The organism is Collinsella sp. CLA-ER-H3, assembly GCF_040092425.1.
Classification (GTDB): domain Bacteria; phylum Actinomycetota; class Coriobacteriia; order Coriobacteriales; family Coriobacteriaceae; genus Collinsella.
On sequence record NZ_JBBNLP010000001.1, the window covers coordinates 49,594 to 64,133 of the forward strand.

Genomic DNA, 14,540 nt, shown 5'->3' on the forward strand with positions numbered 1-14,540 from the left:
TCACGGGCGGCGTTTTAGTCATTCGGGACGTTCTTAAATGACTAGGTTTATTCCACGGTGCCGTAGATGGCGCCCCAGCCGTGGGCGGCCAAGGCGGAGTTGAGCTGGTCGCAAAGTGACTGGCGGTCGTAATAGCCGGGCGGTAGCAGGTTGACGATTTCCATGAGATCGGGCGCCAGGTCCAAGATTTCGGCCTGTACGATCAGATCCAGGCGGTCGATGGCCTGACGGTCGTAAAATAGTCCGTCGACCAGGCGCTGCAGGTCGCCGAATTCCTCGGCCTGGAATGATCCGTACTCCATAGTGCCTCCTTGGGCGCTTCACGCCGGCATGCGCGGCGATTCGTAATTCATTGCGATGGACTTAATCTATCACGGCTTCATAACGTTGCGACGGTGGCGGTCTATACTTAGAAGAATTGCAACGTACCGCTTCGTGAAAGGTCGCACCCATGCAGACGATCTACCAGAAGATGGAAACCACCGAACTCGATGCCGCCATCGAGGCGCTCAAGGCCGAGGTCGCCGAGGTCAAGGCCAAGGGCCTGGCGCTCGACATGGCCCGCGGCAAGCCGTCGCCCTCCCAGGTGGACATCTCTCGACCCATGCTCGATATCCTCAATGCCGATGCCGATCTGCACGACGGCAATGTCGACTGCTCCAACTACGGCTGCTTTGAGGGCATTCCCTCGGCACGCAAGCTGGCGGGGGAGTTCCTGGGTTGCCCCGCCGAGCAGACGCTCGTGCTGGGTTCGTCGAGCTTGCTGATCGAGCACGATATCGCCGGTATGTTCTGGCGTTGCGGCTCGTGTGGTAGCGATCCTTGGGAGGCTTACGAGGCCGCGCACGACGGCAAGAAGGTCAAGTTCCTGTGCCCGGTTCCCGGCTACGATCGCCACTTTGGCATTACCGCCGACTTGGGTATCGAGAACGTTCCCGTCGCGATGACCGACAACGGCCCCGATATGGACGAGATCGAGCGCCTCGTTGCCGCCGACGATTCCATCAAGGGCATCTGGTGCGTGCCCAAGTATTCCAACCCCACGGGTATCACCTTTAGCGAGGACACCGTGCGCCGCCTGGTCGAGATGCACACGGCCGCGCCCGATTTCCGCATCTTCTGGGACAACGCCTACTGCGTGCACGACCTGTACGACGAGACCGACGAGCTCGCCAACATCTTTGATCTTGCCCGCGCGGCGGGCACCGAGGACCGCGTGGTGGCATTCGCCTCGACGTCCAAGATCACCTTCCCGGGTGCCGGTATCGGCTTTATCGGTGCGAGCCCCGCGGTTATCGCGGAGTTCTCCAAGCGCCTGAAGGCCGGCCTCATCAGTGCCGACAAGCTCAACCAGCTGCGCCACGTGCGTTTCCTTCCCACCATCGAGGCGGTCAAGGAGCACATGAAAAAGCATGCCGAGTTCTTGCGCCCGCGCTTTGAGGCTGTCGAGCGCAAGCTCACCGAGGGCTTGGGCGACACGGGCTGCGCCACCTGGACGCACCCCCGCGGCGGCTACTTTGTAAGCTTCGATGGTCCCGAGGGTTCAGCCCAGAAGGTCGCCGCGCTCTGCGCCGACCTGGGCGTCAAGCTCACGCCGGCTGGTGCCACCTGGCCTTATGGCAAGGACCCGCGCGACACCAACATCCGCATCGCGCCGAGCTATCCCACGGTCGAGGACCTGGAGGCCGCGCTCGATGTGCTGGTGCTGGCCGTCAAGCTTGTCGCTGCCGAGCTTGCGCGTGTCGAGCGCGCCTAACGCGCGGCTTCCCGTACTATCCGCACTTTCGATACGTAAAGGAGCGTATACATGGATTTGGGTATTTCCACCAACCCCACGCCAGAGCTCTACACCATTAAGGTAACCGGCGAGATCGATATCTCTAACGCCGATAGCCTGCGCAATGCCATCGACCTGGCGCTCGAGCAGCCCACTGAGGCCGTTGAGCTCGATTTTGCCCAGGTGAGCTACATCGATTCGACGGGCATTGGCGTGCTCGTGGGCGCCGCACACCACGCGGTCGACCACGGCAAACTCTTTAGCTGCACCAATGTGCAGCCCCCGGTGATGCGCGTGGTTCAGCTGTTGGGTGTCGACCAGGAGATTTCGATCACCGCTGCATAACCTTTGCCCCCAAAAGGGCGTGCCATTTGGCATATGTTTGTGATGCGCTCGGACGTTTTGGTGTCCGGGCGCTATACTTGACCGAATGAATAGACGAGTTCCGGCCGAATGGCGCGGTGCGGGCTCGACTCACATCGAGCCTTGGAGGTATGTGTGTTTGGTATTGGAGAGGGTGAGCTCGCGATCATCGTGGTCTTCGGCTTTTTGCTGTTTGGCCCGGATAAGCTCCCACAGATGGGCCGCACGATCGGCCGTGCCATTCGTCAGTTCCGCGAGACGCAGGAAAAGATGACGGCCGTTGTTCAGTCCGAGATAATCGATCCGGTGAGCGAGGCCGCGTCGGCCCCGGTCAAGCCCAAGAAGGCTGCTGCGACCGACGACGATTCCGATGCGGACGAGGATGCCGCCGAGACGGCAGCGCCCGCCAAGAAGGAGACCTTTGCCGAGCGTCGCGCCCGTCTTGCTGCCGAGAAGGCCGCGAGCGAGGCTGCCGCCGAGGGCGAGGGTACTGCTGAGGAGTCCGAGGCCGAGGGTGCCGAGCCTGCCGCTGCCGCCGAGCCTGTCGTCGAGCCCGAGCCTGCTGCAGAGCCGGAGTCCGAGCCCGAGCCGGCAGAGCCCACGACGGCTGACCTCTACGCCCGTCGTCCCCGCAAGCGCAAGGCCGTCGTCGACCAGCTCGCTCGCGAGCTCGAGGCCGAGGACGAGGCCGTTGCCGAGGCTGCCACCGCCGATGCCCCGAAGGGAGGCGATGAGTAATGCCTATCGGACCTGCGCGCATGCCGCTCTTCGATCACCTGGGCGAGCTCCGTCGCCGCCTGACCATCGTGGTCGTGTCGGTGTTTGCCGCCGCCATCGTGCTGTATTTCGCCACGCCCGTGGTGCTCGACATCCTGGAAGACCCCATCCGCTCCTTTGTGCCGGACGGTAAGTTCTACATCACCACCACGCTCGGCGGCTTTGGCCTGCGCTTCTCGCTGGCCATCAAGATGGCCGTGGTCATGTGCACGCCCATGATCATCTGGCAGATTCTGGCATTTTTCCTGCCGGCACTGCGTCCCAACGAGCGCAAATGGGTCGTGCCCACGGTGCTCGCCTCGACGGTGCTGTTCTTCCTGGGTGCCATCTTCTGCTATTTCATCATCATCCCGGCGGGCTTTGAGTGGCTTATCGGCGAGACCTCGGCCGTCGCCACGGCGCTGCCCGACCTGGAGAACTACGTCAACATGGAGCTGCTCTTTATGATCGGCTTTGGCGTGGCGTTTGAGCTGCCGCTCATCATCTTCTACCTGTCCGTCTTCCACATCGTGTCCTACGCGGCCTTCCGCGGCGCCTGGCGCTACGTGTACGTGGGCCTGCTTGTGGGCTCGGCTGTGATTACGCCCGACGGCTCGCCCGTTACGCTGGGCCTCATGTATGGTGCCCTGCTCTCGCTCTACGAGATTTCGCTCGCCATTGCCCGCGTGGTCATTACCGCGCGCGAGGGCAAGGAGGGCTTGTTTGTGAGCCGTCTGGACCTGTTCTCGGACGATGAGGACGACGAGGAGTAAATCGGTATGCACGAGGTTGGCATTGTCAACGGCATACTCGATACAGTGATTCGCGCGGCGCGTGGGGCGGGGGCCTCGCGCGCCGTTTTGGTAACGCTGCGTATCGGGGATATGACCGAAGTTGTGCGCGAGGCGCTCGACTTTGCGTGGGAGACATTTCGCGATGAGGACCCGCTCACGCGAGGCTGCGAGCTTGCCGTGGAGGAGGTCCATCCACAAAGCGAGTGTCTGGACTGCGGCGAGGTTTTCGACCACGATCGCTTCCACTGTCGCTGTCCCCAGTGTGGTGGTGCCAACGTGCGCCTACTGCGCGGCCGCGAGCTCGATATCGCGAGTATCGAAATTGAAACCCCCGACGATTAGCCCGCTAGCCATCTGGTGATGGGGTATAAAGGGGCCAAAGTAAGGAGTGCCGAGTATGGCCGAGAAAACGATTGATATCGCGTCGCCGATTCTGTCGCGCAACGAGCGCCTGGCAGATCAGTTGCGTCAGCGATTTAAAGAGACAAACACCTATGTGATCAACGTCTTGTCGAGCCCCGGTTCGGGCAAGACCACCACGATCCTGGGCACCAACGAGCGCCTGCGCGACAAGGCCGGCCTGCGCTGTGCCGTCATCGAGGGCGATATCGCCTCGGATGTCGACGCCATCACCATGAAGGAAGCCGGCATGCCCGCCATCCAGATCAACACGGGCGGCCTGTGCCACCTCGAGGGTAACATGATCATGGAGGCCGTTGACGCGTTCGACCAGGCGGTGGGCCTTCAGAACATCGACGTCATCTTTATCGAAAACGTGGGCAACCTGGTCTGCCCGGTCGACTTTGACCTGGGCGAGAACCTGTCCATCATGATCCTCTCGGTGCCCGAGGGCGACGACAAGCCCATCAAGTACCCGGGCATCTTCCAACACGCCGGCGCGCAGCTGCTCAACAAGGTCGACGTGGCTCCGGCTTTCGATTTTGACATGGATAGGTATACTAAGACACTCGATGACCTCAATCCGCAGGCGCCGCGGTTTGCCGTGAGCGCGCGCAAGGGCGAGGGCATGGATGCCTGGTGCGATTGGCTCATCGGGCAGATTGAGCAAGCAAGGGCGTAAGTCGGCCGCCATACGGGCGGGCGTAGCCGCAGAGATACGAGATAGGAGCCTCTTTTGAAGCTCATCATCGCCGAGAAAAACGACGCCGCGCGTCAGATCGCCGAGCGTCTGTCCACGGGCAAACCCAAAAAGGACAAGGTGTACAACACCGCCATCTACCGTTTTGAGTGGAAGGGCGAGGAGTGCGTGACCATCGGCCTTGCCGGTCACATCCTGGCGCCCGATTTTTGCGACAGCGTGCTGTTCGATAAAAAGCTGGGCTGGTATTCGGTCACGGAGGACGGCGAAATGCTGCCGGCCGACATGCCCGATGGTCTGGCTCGTCCGCCCTACGACACCAAGCGCAAGCCGTTTCTTGCCGACGGTATCTCCATCAAGGGCTGGAAGCTCGAGAGCCTGCCTTACCTCACCTGGGCGCCCGTCATTAAGCTGCCGGCCGAGAAAGAGCTCATTCGCTCGCTCAAGAATCTCGCCAAAAAGTCCGACAGTGTCATCATCGCCACGGACTTCGATCGCGAGGGTGAGCTGATCGGTTCGGACGCTCTCAACAAGGTGCGCGAGGTCGCGCCGGACTTGCCGGTCGCCCGCGCCCAGTATTCTTCATTTACCAAGGCCGAGATTACGCAGGCCTTCGACAATCTTGTCTCGCTCGACCAGAATCTGGCCGACGCCGGCGAGAGCCGCCAGCACATCGACCTCATTTGGGGCGCGGTGCTCACGCGCTACCTGACGCTCGCCAAGTTTGGCGGCTTTGGCAACGTGCGCTCCGCCGGCCGCGTGCAGACGCCGACGCTCGCCCTGGTGGTCGAGCGCGAACGCGAACGCATGGCGTTTGTGCCCGAGGACTATTGGCAGATTCGCGGCATGGGTGCTGCGCAGGGTGCCGCCGAGGACGACCGCTTTAAGATTGCGCACAAAATAGCGCGTTTTACCGACAAAGATGCTGCCGAGACGGCGTATGGTCACGTCGACGGCGCCAAGACGGCAACCGTCGCCGCGGTGACCAAGCGTTCGCGTAAGCAGCAGCCGCCCACGCCGTTCGCGACGACCTCGCTGCAGGCTGCCGCCGCGGCCGAGGGCATCTCACCTGCACGTACCATGCGCATCGCCGAGTCCCTCTACATGGCCGGTCTCATCAGCTACCCGCGTGTCGACAATACCGTGTACCCCGCGACGCTCGATCTGGGCGCCGTGGTGAGCGACCTGGCAAAGATCAACCCGGCGCTGGCGCCCGTGTGCAAAAAGGTGCTCGCCGGTCCCATGAAGCCCACGCGTGGCAAGGTCGAGACCACCGACCACCCGCCCATCTACCCCACGGGCGAAGGCGATCCGTCCACGCTCGATGGCGGCCAGCGCAAGCTCTACGACCTCATCGCCCGCCGCTTCCTGGCGACGCTTATGGGTCCCGCGACCATCGAGAACACCAAGCTCGAGCTCGACGTCAACGGCGAGCCGTTCGTGGCTTCGGGCGATGTGCTCGTGATCCCGGGTTTCCGCGAGGCGTATCCGTACGGACTCAAGCGCGACGAGCAGATGCCGCCGCTGGAGCAGGGCGACACGGTCGACGTGTTCGACATTAAGCTCGAGGCCAAGCAGACCGAGCCGCCCGCGCGCTACAGCCAGGGCAAGCTCGTGCAGGAGATGGAAAAGCGCGGCCTGGGCACCAAGTCCACGCGCGCGAGCATCATCGAGCGTCTGTACGCCGTGCGCTACCTCAAAAACGATCCCGTTGAGCCGAGCCAGCTGGGCATCGCCATCATCGACGCGCTGACGCAGTTTGCCCCGCGCATCACGAGCCCCGATATGACCAGCGAGCTCGACGGCGACATGACCCGCGTGGAGCGCGGCGAGGACACCGAAGAGCATGTCGTGACGCACTCGCGCGCGCTGCTGGCCGGCGTGCTCGACGAACTGCTCAAGCATACGCAGGAGCTCGGCGACGCCATCAGCGACGCCGTCACGGCCGATGCGCGCGTGGGCGCCTGCCCCAAGTGCGGCAAGGATCTGGTTATGAAGACGAGCGCCAAGACCCGTGGCAGCTTCATTGGCTGCATGGGCTGGCCCGACTGCGACGTGACCTATCCGGTGCCGAGCGGCGTCAAGGTGAGCCCGCTCGAGGGCGAGGCGGCCGTGTGCCCCGAGTGCGGTGCGCCGCGCATCAAGTGTCAGCCGTTCCGCCAGAAGGCTTTCGAGATCTGCGTGAACCCGACGTGCCCCACCAACTACGAGCCCGACCTTAAGGTGGGCGAGTGCAAGGTGTGTGCCGAGGCCGGACGCCATGGCGACCTGATCGCGCACAAGAGCGAGAAGAGCGGCAAGCGCTTTATCCGCTGCACCAACTATGACGATTGCGGCGTGAGCTATCCGCTGCCGGCGCGTGGCAAGCTCGAGGCGACGGGCGAGACCTGCCCCGAGTGCGGCGCCCCCATCGTGGTGGTCAACACGGCGCGCGGCCCGTGGCGCATCTGCGTGAACATGGACTGCCCGACCAAGGAGAAGAAACCCGCCCGCGGCCGCAAGACTGCGACCAAGGCGAGCACGGCGAAGAAGACCACGGCGGCAAAGAAGACTTCGACCGCCAAGAAGTCGACTGCCAAGAAGACTGCCGCGAAAAAGACGACCACCAAGAAGGCGGCCGCCGACAAGTAACGGCGCAGTCGAAACAATGCCCAAAAAAACGAGCGAGGGTCTCATGATCCTCGCTCGTTTTTTTGACCGGCAGTTAGGGACGTTCCTTTTCTGCCGGCAGTTTAGGAACGTCCCTAACTGCCGGCTCGGGAACGACAAAGCGCTAGTTCACCTCGACAGGCTTGGCGCCGGGATAGCGCTCCTCAAAGTCTAGGCGGTACTTATTGTCATTGGTGCCCGCCACGTTGTCGCGCGACAGCGGCGCCACGATCTCATTCTTGTGGTCCGCAGGCTTGGTGTATTTCAGGCTGATCTCCCAGGCATCACAGATTGCGTCAATGCGGTGATCCAGATCGTCGTACAGGGCGATGATGTCCTTCCAGGAGCTGTAGTTCTTGGAGCTCGTCGGGACGTCCAGGTCCTCGACGATGTCGTAATACTGCTCGATGGTGTCCTCCGTGCGCTCGGCGACGTCGGCGAGATTTTGACGGGTGGTTCGATCCTCTTCCAGATAGTTGCCGTTGAAGTTCTGCGCGCAGCCACGGACCTGGCTGTCGAGATCTTCGAGCAGGTCGTAGTATTCGCTCAGTCGGCGGTAGAGGTTCTGCTCAGAGAGCGTTGCTTCGCCGCCATCCTCGTCGTCATCGTCATCATCGTCGTACAGGCTGTTGGGATCGCCGAGAGGCTTTAGGTCATCGTCGTCGACGTCATGGTGCAGCTTAGCTACCTCGGCAGTCGTCTGCGTGGCGGCGTTGTCGAACGGTCTGATTGCAAAGAAGATGACCAGGGCGATGATGATCGCCACCAGCACAACGATAATGGCGATAAGCGGCCCGGTGCCGCTCTTTTTGGGAGCGGGGGTCTGTGGCGAAGCGGGCGCGTATGCGGGAGCCGGCTGCTGTTGGGGCGAGCCGCTCGCGACGGGTATGCGCTGCGTGGTCTCGACGGCCTCGGTCCTTGCGGCGGGATCGGGGCTATAGGCGAGGGGGTCGTCCGCCTTGGCTTGCGGCGTATCAAGGGAGCCGGTCTGCTCAAAAGCGGGCTGGCTATCGCTCGCGGCTGTTTGCTCAACGGGTGCACCGCACGAGGTGCAGAACTTGGCATCATCTGCAAGACGTTTGCCGCACGAGGCGCAATACCGAGACATTGCCACTCCTTTCGCCACATTTCAATGCAATACGACGATTATACCCAGCATCCAAAATTCCCCATCATACGTTGCGGTGAAATAGGGACTGTTTGGCGGTCTCAGAGCTTCAATCAGCCCCTATTTCACCGCAACTTTGGAAAGGCACCTTTAGCCATTGGGGACGCGCCGAGCACTGGGGTATCATGGCTTGGTTGCTATAACTCGCATTTACGCGCCTTGTAGGAAGGGGCTGCGCCCATGGCTTTTGAGCCCGCTCAACATAGCTTTATCACGCTCGAGGGTGTCGATGGCGCCGGCAAATCTACGCAGGCGCGCCTGCTGGCCCGTGCGCTCGACCTCGCTGGCTATCAGGTCGTAACTCTGCGCGAGCCGGGCGGCACCGCCATCAGCGAAAAGATCCGCGCTCTGCTGCTCGACCCCGCCAACACGGCGATGGGAGACACCTGCGAGTTGCTGCTCTACGAGGCGGCGCGCGCCCAGTTGGTGCACGAGGTCATCGCGCCCGCCCTTGCGGCCGGCAAGGTGGTCCTGTGTGATCGCTTCTACGATTCCACGACCTGCTACCAGGCGTTTGCCGATGGCCTCGACCGCCAGATAGTGCGCGACGCCAACAACCTGGCCGTCGCGGGTACGCACCCGGCGCTCACGCTCGTCTACCACATCACGCCCGAGCAGGCGGCGCTGCGCATGGCCGCCCGTGGTGCGGCCGACCGCATGGAGGCCAAGGGCATGGCCTTCCAAGAGCGTGTCTACCAGGGATTTTGCGCCATTGCCGCCGAGGAACCAAACCGCGTAAAGCTCATCGACGCGACCGCGTCCATCGAGGACGTTTTCGCGCAGACGGTCGAGCAGGTTCGCGCCTACGGCCTCGACATTTCCCAGGAAGCCGTCGCCGCCGCGCTTGCCAAGGAGGCCGAGTAACATGGCCCCCGCTCAGGCAAGCCTGCTGGCCAAGCTCGACACCCAAGAGCGCGTGCGTGACTTTTTGACCAATGCCGTCGCTAGTGGTCGCGCATCGCACGCCTACCTGTTTTTGGGCGCTCCCGGCGCGGGCAAGCTCGACGCCGCGTGGGCGCTCGCCCAAGCCTTCCTGTGCGAGCAGGACGGCTGCGGCTCATGCGATAGCTGCGTGCGCGTCGCCCGCCATACGCACCCCGACGTGCACTATTACACGCCCGAGAGCGCCACGGGTTACCTCATTGCCCAGACCCGCGAGCTGCTCGATGACGTGCCGCTGGCGCCCATTCGCGCCAAGGCCAAGGTCTACATCGTCGACCGTGCCGAGCAACTGCGTGCCAACACCGCCAACGCGCTGCTCAAAACGCTCGAGGAGCCGCCCGAGGGCGTTATGTTTATCTTGCTGGGCACCTCGGCCGACGTGATGCTGCCCACTATCGTGAGTCGTTGCCAGTGCGTGCCGTTTCGGCTGGTATCGCCCGCCGTCGCCGCGCAGGCCGTGAGCCGCGCCACCGGTCAGGACCCTGCGCGTTGCCGCATGGCGGTCGCCGTGGCGGGAAGCCCCACACGCGGCATCGAGTTTCTTAAGAGCGCCGAGCGCCAGGACGCCCGCCGTCAGATGGTCCGCGCCATCGATTCGCTCATCGCCGCCGACGAGGCCGACGTGCTCAGCCGCGCCAAGTCGCTCATTGTCGCCGTCAAGGCGCCGCTCGCCGAGGTCAAGTCCACGCAGGAAAAGGTACTCGAGCAAAACGCCGACTACCTGTCGCGTGGAGCATTGAAGCAGCTTGAGGACCGCAACAAGCGCGAACTCAACGCGCGCGAGCGTTCGGGTATTATGGAAGCGCTGGCGAGCGCGCGGACGCTCATGCGCGACGTGCTGCTGACGCTTCAGGACGAGGCGGCAGACGTTGTGAACGAGGACGTGCGCGACACGATCGGGCGGCTTGCCGCCGCGACGAATGTTGCGGGTGCCACGCGGGCGCTCGAGGCGGTCGCAACCGCCGAGCGCAACATCGCCAGAAACGTTACTCCCCAGCTGGCCATCGAGGTCATGCTGTTCGATATCAGGAAGGCACTGAAATGCCGTTAGTCGTACCCGTTAAGTTTACCTACGCCTCGCGCGACCTGTGGTTCGATCCGCAGGATCTGGATATCCTCGAGGCCGATTATGCCATTTGCTCCACCGAGCGCGGAACCGAGATCGGCCTGGTCACGGCCGATCCCTTTGAGGTGCCGCAAGACGAGATCGGTCAGCCGCTCAAGCCCGTGCTGCGCGTGGCGAGCGACATCGACCTGCAGCTTGCTGACGACCTGGCCATCCAGGGCGACGAGGCCATGGTCGATTTCCGCCGTCTGGTCAAAGAGCTCGACCTCGAGATGAAGCCGGTCGGCGTCGAGTACCTGTTTGGCGGCGAGAAGGCCGTGTTCTACTTTGCCGCCGAGGAGCGTGTCGATTTTCGCCAGCTCGTCAAGGACTTGTCCTCGACGCTGCATATTCGCGTCGACATGCGCCAGATCGGTGTGCGCGACGAGACCCGTCTGGTGGGCGGCTATGCCCAATGCGGACAGGAGCTCTGCTGCACGCGCTTTGGCGGACAGTTTGAGCCCGTTTCGATTCGCATGGCAAAAGAGCAGGACCTGCCGCTCAACTCGTCCAAGATCAGCGGCGTGTGCGGCCGCCTGATGTGCTGCCTGCGTTATGAGTTCGAGGCGTACAAGGACTTTAAGAGCCGTGCGCCCAAAAAGAAGACGCTCATCGATACGCCGCTTGGCAAGGCGCGTATTCAGGAATATGACACGCCGCGTGAGCAGCTGGTGCTGCGCCTGGAGAACGGCAAAGTCTTTAAGGTCAACCTGGCCGATATGACCTGCTCGGAGGGCTGCAAGAAGAAGGCTGCCGAGCAGGGCTGCAATTGCCGCCCCGATTGTGTGACGCGCGATGTGCTCGAGCGCATCGAGTCGCCCGAGATGCGTCTGGCGCTCATGGAGCTCGATCGCGAAAACGGCGTCGATGTGGGCGATGGCCTGTCGAGTGCCGACCGTCTGGCCGGCACGTCGATGCCCAAGCGCCGTCGTCGCGATGCTGAATCCGATGCTCGCGCCGGTCAGGGTCAGGGCGAGGGCCGTGGCCGCGGAAAAGGCCGCGGTAAGGCCGAGACACCCGAGGCCGAGGGGGCGGCCGATGGCCGTCGCCGTCGCAAGCGCGCGGGCTCGGGCGATGCTACCGAGGTTGCAGCCGCGGGCAAGAACGCTTCCCGCGAGCGCGAGGTTCAGCAGCCCCAGCAGCAAAACCGCGGCGGTGGCATGAATCCCACGCGCCGTCGTCGCCGTCACCTGTCGAGCGAGGAGCGCGAGGACGTCTTCCGCGCCGCAGCTGCTCGCGAGGCCGGTGCCGCTCCCAAGGGCGTCTCGGCCTCCGATGCGCCTACCGACAAGGCTGGCAAGCCGCGTGGCGAGGAGGAGCGCGCGCCACGTCCGCGCCGTCGCCATTCCTCGGGCGCGCAACAGAAGCCCTCAGTGCCCTCCGTGGCCGATCAGGTCTCGGATGGCGAGGTCAAGGTCACGCGCCGTCGTCCCGGAGATGGCGGGGGAGCGGCTGCCAAGGCTTCGCGTGGCGCCGCTCGCGACGAGCGCGAGCCGCGCGAGGATCGCGGTGGCGAGGGCTCGGCCGACCAGGGTCAAAAGCGCCGTCGCCGTCGCCGTTCCCGCAAGCCGCGTCAAGATGGTGGCGAGGGCTCGACCCAAAACTCGTCCGCACCGCAACCGCCCACCGGCGAATAGCGCCCGCAAACGGATTTAACCTGCCCGACCCCAAACGCGTCGGGGTACCATAGCGCTGAATCAACAACCCTCCCTGCGACCGAGCGTAGGGAGGGTTGTGTCGTGAAGAGACATTTGAACGTGTTGAGATGCCTGCAAGGTGCCGGCATCCTACCGTTTGCGGACGAATTGCTACCGTTTGCCGAGCGGGCGGCGCACGAGGCGCTTGAGGCGTTGTCGCCCACGCGATGCGCCGGCTGCGAGCGCTCCGGCGCGCTTATTTGCCAAGACTGCTTGGCGGCGCTTGCGCTCATCGACCCGCGGCATAGCTGCACTCGATGCGGCGCCCCGTTTGGAGACTTGCTGTGCACCGAGTGCTCGGTCGAGGGTACGTCCTCGGCGATGGCCGAAGCGCTCGACCGGTGCCTGGCATGTGCCGTTTACACGCACCCGCTGCCGCGGATCATTAAAGCGTACAAAGACGCGGGCGAGCGACGCCTGGCGCCGTATCTGGCAGAGCTGCTATACGATACCGCCTTACATGCCCAGGTCGCGGCACCCGATCGTTACGGTGGTGTGTTGTGCGGCGCCGATGCGGTGGTGTTTGTGCCCGCGACGGCGGCGGCGTTTCGGCGACGCGGCTTCGATCATATGGAAGCCATCGCGCGCCCATTTTGCGAGCTGTCGGGTGTTCCGCTACTCGACGCCCTCGTTAAGTACGGTCATGGCGACCAGCGTGAACTCGGTCGTGAAGAACGCCGTGAACGCGCCCGAGGCATGTACGAGACCGTTGAGGACGTGCGGGGCCGCCGCCTGCTGCTTATCGACGACGTTATCACCACGGGTGCGACGATGGCAGCGGCTTCGGCGGAACTCAAGCGCGCCGGTGCCGCGGCCGTTGATGGCCTCGCTATCACACGCGTTTGGTAGGGGTGATTCGTGTGGCGGTAACAATCAAACAGCGCAACAAGCCGACAAAAGAGCAGCTTGCGGCTTCCGTGATCCTGACGGGTGCCTCGGCGTTGCGTATGATGCGCGCCGAGCGCCGGCAGATGGGCTACGTCGGCTGGAAGGACCTTGAGCCCGAGGAGGAGCGCCGCGTGCTGTGCACGTCATCGCCTTCGACCGAGGATATCTATCTTCTCGACCTGGTTCGAATTGGAGCCAAAAGCGGCGAGGTGCAAGAAGACCTGTGCTTGCTGGTGGGATCTGCGGCGCAGCGCCGCCGCATGCCTGGTGTGGGCTGGTCCGTGTGTTCTGGGTTGCCTGCCGGCTCGATTCTAGAGGTGGAACCGGGGGTGTACAGCCTATCTCCCGAGGCCCTTTGTGTTGCCGTCGCCCGCGAGGTCGGCTGTATCCAGGCGTTTGCCCTGGCCCAGGAACTGTGTTCCAAGATTTCACTGAGTGACCGCGGGCAGTATCTACCTCCCTACACATCGCCTGTCGTGAACAAATTGGCAAAGGACAAAGACCAGCCGCCAGATGTCGGTTACTTTGAGGTCGAGTCCGTGCTGACACCCGATTGCCTGGTAGATTACCTCGCGGCATGCAAGGGGAATGTGGCCAAACAGCTGCTGCGCCTGTGTCCCTACCTGTCAGAAAATCTGCGCTCGCCCATGGAGTGCATCATGCTCGCTCTGTTTTCGCTTCCGTTTTCCTATGGCGGATTTGCCTGCGGTCCCTTTAAGACCGACTACAAGATCGAGTTCGATGACCGTGCGCAGGCAATCTCGGGGATGCCGCATGCAGTTTGCGATGCGTATCAGGAAGCAGCCCAGTTTGACCTGGAATACAACGGTGAGCTGGGCCATTCCTCCCGGAGGGGACGTATCCATGATGAAAAACGCAACACGGGCTTGATTACTATGGGAATCGAGGTCGCGACGGTCAATAACGAGATGCTCTGCGACATGGAGGCAATGGAGGCGCTCGCATGGCGCATGCACCAGCGTATGCGAAAGCGGTACCGGAATCGTGTCGATGCCCGCAGGAAAAAGCAAGAGGCGCTGCTTAACACGCTGCGGGCGTGTTTTGGGCTTAAACCCGCCTAACAATGCTCTGAAACAGGGGGTTGGATATATGCTCTGGCCAAAATATAGCAAATATGAGTACTGCTACAAATTCAGTAACAGTAAAATCAGGGATTTTGGGACTGGAAGATGGGGTAAATTAGAAAGTTATTAAACAAATGTGGAATATCCTGGCATCAATCTGACGTTATAGAGCGTGAAAACAGCTTGCAGAGCCAAAAACTCCTGCTACTAAATTGGT

The 14,540-nt window shown here is 62.7% G+C and carries 14 protein-coding genes; 12 read left to right on the forward strand and 2 right to left on the reverse strand.

The features are described 5' to 3' along the window. Nucleotides 1–47 precede the first annotated feature (47 nt). Nucleotides 48–302: a hypothetical protein gene (locus AAAX32_RS00250; protein ID WP_349099529.1), complete on the reverse strand. Its 255-nt coding sequence runs from the start codon at nt 300–302 to the stop codon at nt 48–50. Nucleotides 303–451: 149 nt separating this feature from the next. On the opposite strand from AAAX32_RS00250, the gene AAAX32_RS00255 reads away from it, so the two are divergent. The 7 genes from AAAX32_RS00255 (at nt 452) to AAAX32_RS00285 (ending at nt 7,420) form a co-directional block, all read left to right on the forward strand. Beyond that, on the forward strand, nt 452–1,756 hold the full coding sequence (locus AAAX32_RS00255; RefSeq protein WP_349099530.1) for an aminotransferase class I/II-fold pyridoxal phosphate-dependent enzyme: 1,305 nt from the start codon (nt 452–454) through the stop codon (nt 1,754–1,756). Nucleotides 1,757–1,807: 51 nt separating this feature from the next. Next, the gene (locus AAAX32_RS00260) at nt 1,808–2,122 is read left to right on the forward strand and encodes an STAS domain-containing protein (RefSeq protein WP_226802900.1); all 315 of its coding nucleotides are present in this window, start codon (nt 1,808–1,810) and stop codon (nt 2,120–2,122) included. 153 nt (nt 2,123–2,275) lie between these two features. After that, nucleotides 2,276–2,878: a twin-arginine translocase TatA/TatE family subunit gene (locus tag AAAX32_RS00265; RefSeq protein WP_346979258.1), complete on the forward strand. Its 603-nt coding sequence runs from the start codon at nt 2,276–2,278 to the stop codon at nt 2,876–2,878. Beyond that, complete coding sequence (gene tatC, locus AAAX32_RS00270; protein WP_022093860.1) at nt 2,878–3,669, forward strand: twin-arginine translocase subunit TatC; 792 nt, start codon at nt 2,878–2,880, stop codon at nt 3,667–3,669. Before AAAX32_RS00265 ends, tatC begins: the two co-directional genes overlap by 1 nt. Before the next feature lie 6 nt (nt 3,670–3,675). After that, nucleotides 3,676–4,032 carry a hydrogenase maturation nickel metallochaperone HypA gene (gene hypA / locus AAAX32_RS00275; protein WP_346979259.1) on the forward strand — a complete coding sequence of 119 codons (357 nt, stop codon included), beginning with the start codon at nt 3,676–3,678 and terminating at the stop codon, nt 4,030–4,032. Between the two features lie 55 nt (nt 4,033–4,087). Further along, a complete protein-coding gene (hypB, locus tag AAAX32_RS00280; protein WP_055310413.1) occupies nt 4,088–4,771 on the forward strand; it encodes a hydrogenase nickel incorporation protein HypB in 684 nt (227 codons plus the stop codon). A 54-nt stretch (nt 4,772–4,825) separates the two neighbouring features. Beyond that, on the forward strand, nt 4,826–7,420 hold the full coding sequence (locus tag AAAX32_RS00285; RefSeq protein WP_349099533.1) for a DNA topoisomerase I: 2,595 nt from the start codon (nt 4,826–4,828) through the stop codon (nt 7,418–7,420). Nucleotides 7,421–7,562: 142 nt separating this feature from the next. Here the strand turns inward: AAAX32_RS00285 and AAAX32_RS00290 are convergent, their stop codons facing one another. Further along, nucleotides 7,563–8,546, reverse strand: coding sequence for a zinc ribbon domain-containing protein (locus AAAX32_RS00290; RefSeq protein ID WP_349099535.1), 984 nt, complete (start codon nt 8,544–8,546; stop codon nt 7,563–7,565). Between the two features lie 240 nt (nt 8,547–8,786). On the opposite strand from AAAX32_RS00290, the gene tmk reads away from it, so the two are divergent. The 5 genes from tmk (at nt 8,787) to AAAX32_RS00315 (ending at nt 14,320) form a co-directional block, all read left to right on the forward strand. Beyond that, entirely contained in the window at nt 8,787–9,470 is a 684-nt protein-coding gene (gene tmk, locus AAAX32_RS00295; RefSeq protein ID WP_349099537.1) for a dTMP kinase, read from the forward strand. Between the two features lies 1 nt (nt 9,471). After that, complete coding sequence (locus AAAX32_RS00300) at nt 9,472–10,599, forward strand: DNA polymerase III subunit (protein ID WP_349099538.1); 1,128 nt, start codon at nt 9,472–9,474, stop codon at nt 10,597–10,599. Then, nucleotides 10,590–12,290: a regulatory iron-sulfur-containing complex subunit RicT gene (ricT, locus tag AAAX32_RS00305; RefSeq protein ID WP_349099540.1), complete on the forward strand. Its 1,701-nt coding sequence runs from the start codon at nt 10,590–10,592 to the stop codon at nt 12,288–12,290. The genes AAAX32_RS00300 and ricT overlap by 10 nt, the downstream gene beginning before the upstream one ends. A gap of 102 nt (nt 12,291–12,392) precedes the next feature. After that, nucleotides 12,393–13,199 carry a double zinc ribbon domain-containing protein gene (locus AAAX32_RS00310; protein WP_349099542.1) on the forward strand — a complete coding sequence of 269 codons (807 nt, stop codon included), beginning with the start codon at nt 12,393–12,395 and terminating at the stop codon, nt 13,197–13,199. Nucleotides 13,200–13,210: 11 nt separating this feature from the next. Next, entirely contained in the window at nt 13,211–14,320 is a 1,110-nt protein-coding gene (locus AAAX32_RS00315; protein ID WP_349099543.1) for a hypothetical protein, read from the forward strand. The last annotated feature ends 220 nt before the right edge of the window (nt 14,321–14,540 follow it).

Coding starts and splice junctions, on each gene's coding strand:
- AAAX32_RS00250 (WP_349099529.1), bottom strand. CDS start 302: ATGGAGTACGGATCATTCCAGGCCGAGGAATTCGGCGACCTGCAGCGC.
- AAAX32_RS00255 (WP_349099530.1), top strand. CDS start 452: ATGCAGACGATCTACCAGAAGATGGAAACCACCGAACTCGATGCCGCC.
- AAAX32_RS00260 (WP_226802900.1), top strand. CDS start 1,808: ATGGATTTGGGTATTTCCACCAACCCCACGCCAGAGCTCTACACCATT.
- tatC (WP_022093860.1), top strand. CDS start 2,878: ATGCCTATCGGACCTGCGCGCATGCCGCTCTTCGATCACCTGGGCGAG.
- hypA (WP_346979259.1), top strand. CDS start 3,676: ATGCACGAGGTTGGCATTGTCAACGGCATACTCGATACAGTGATTCGC.
- hypB (WP_055310413.1), top strand. CDS start 4,088: ATGGCCGAGAAAACGATTGATATCGCGTCGCCGATTCTGTCGCGCAAC.
- AAAX32_RS00290 (WP_349099535.1), bottom strand. CDS start 8,546: ATGTCTCGGTATTGCGCCTCGTGCGGCAAACGTCTTGCAGATGATGCC.
- tmk (WP_349099537.1), top strand. CDS start 8,787: ATGGCTTTTGAGCCCGCTCAACATAGCTTTATCACGCTCGAGGGTGTC.
- AAAX32_RS00300 (WP_349099538.1), top strand. CDS start 9,472: ATGGCCCCCGCTCAGGCAAGCCTGCTGGCCAAGCTCGACACCCAAGAG.
- ricT (WP_349099540.1), top strand. CDS start 10,590: ATGCCGTTAGTCGTACCCGTTAAGTTTACCTACGCCTCGCGCGACCTG.